Genomic DNA, 2074 nt, shown 5'->3' on the forward strand with positions numbered 1-2074 from the left:
ACAATCACTCCTGCTCAAACAGGGCTTGCTGCTGGTTTACATACTTTCACGGTAACGGATGCTAAAGGTTGTACTACAACTATTGATGTAACAATCACGGAACCAACAAACGCTTTATCTGCTTCTGCTTCTAATCAAGTAAATGTTTCTTGTAAAGGTGGTAACGATGGTTCGGTAGTTATTACGCCTGCTGGTGGGACTGCCGGATATACAATCACTCCTGCTCAAACAGGGCTTGCTGCTGGTTTACATACTTTCACGGTAACGGATGCTAAAGGTTGTACTACATCTATTGATGTAACTATAACAGAACCTACTAACGCTTTATCTGCTTCTGCTTCTAACCAAGTAAATGTTTCTTGTAAAGGTGGTAACGATGGTTCGGTAGTTATTACGCCTGCTGGTGGAACTGCCGGATACACAATCACTCCTGCTCAAACAGGACTTGCTGCTGGTTTACATACTTTCACGGTAACGGATGCTAAAGGTTGTACTACAACTATTGATGTAACAATCACGGAACCAACTAACGCTTTATCTGCAACTGCAGGATCTCAAGTAAATGTTTCTTGTAAAGGTGGTAACGATGGTTCGGTAGTTATTACGCCTGCTGGTGGGACTGCCGGATATACAATCACTCCTGCTCAAACAGGGCTTGCTGCTGGTTTACATACTTTCACGGTAACGGATGCTAAAGGTTGTACTACAACTATTGATGTAACAATTCTTGATGGTGATGGTACTCCTCCTGTAATTAGTCAATTACCTAGTGAAACGACAATTAATTGTCCTTCAAAACCTGAGTTTGCTCAAGCAACTGCTACAGACAATGTAGACACATCTGTTTCTTTGACTTTTGAAGATGTAACAACTCCAGGTCAATGTGCAGGATCTTATTCTGTAACAAGAACTTGGACAGCTATTGACGATTGTGGCAACACTGCAACAAAATCACAAAAAATTAATGTTCAGGATATCACTGCTCCTACTTTTACAGTTCCTGCTGATATTACTGTTAATGCTGGTGCAAATTGTGTTTCTAATTTAGATCCTACTACAACAGGTGCTGTAACTAATATTTCTGATGCTTGTGATCAAAACCCTACTGTTACTTATATTGACTCAAATTGTTTTGGAAATGATGCTAAGACTAATATTAATGCTGGAAACGGTAACTATTTCTACTTTAATGTAAATGGTTTTGACAACTTAACTGCAAAAGATATTGAAAAAGTTGCCCTTGCATTTGAGACCAATCAAGGAAAAGGAAGAGCTGAATTTACTTTGGTTGCACCTAGTGGACAAGCTGTTGTCTTAGTTGGGCCTTATTGTACAGGTGGTGCTTGTGAAGATGCTAATTCAAATGACCAAGAATTGTACTTACCTGTATTCTATCCAAATAGTTCAGGAAACCCACAATGGAATAACAACGATGTAATTTCTCAGGATATTCCTCAAAACTTTACACCAAATGGCGCATTGTCTTCTCCAAATGTAATTACTGGAGTTACAAGTTATGTCTCTAGTTTTGAAAACTTAACAGGTTCGATGAATGGAACCTGGTTTATATACTCTAAAAAACAAGCCAGCGTAAATGGAAGTATTCAATTCAACAGTATTTGTTTAACTCCGGCTACTGCTTGTACAAGCAACAAAGTAATAACCAGAACTTGGACAGTAACTGACCAATGTGGAAATGCTGCTTCTGCTACACAAACTATAAAAATCCAGGATGTTACTGCTCCTGTATTGAGTGAAGCTCCTGCTGATATAACTGTTGAATGCTCAGCTGTTCCAACTGCTGCTACTTTAACTGCAACTGATAATTGTGATGTAAATCCGGTAGTAACCTACAATGAAGTAAAATCTAATATCAGTGAAACTTGTGCAAGTAACTATACTTTGACCAGAACATGGACGGCTAAAGATGCTTGTGGTAATGAATCTTCTAAATCTCAAATAATTACTGTTGAAGACAAAACTAAACCTGTTTTTGTAGAAGCTTTACCTGCTAATGTAACTGTAGAATGTTCTGAAATTCCTCAGGCTGTTACTTTAACTGCTACTGATAATT

1 protein-coding gene is annotated in these 2074 nt (G+C 38.4%); it reads left to right on the forward strand.

What is annotated here, in order from left to right:
• A partial coding sequence (locus tag FDM27_RS15970) for a SprB repeat-containing protein (protein ID WP_181161694.1) occupies positions 1 to 2074 on the forward strand: 2074 nt, incomplete at both ends.

Source organism: Flavobacterium sp. GSA192 (assembly GCF_006386525.1).
In the GTDB taxonomy this organism is placed as follows: Bacteria; Bacteroidota; Bacteroidia; order Flavobacteriales; family Flavobacteriaceae; genus Flavobacterium; species Flavobacterium commune.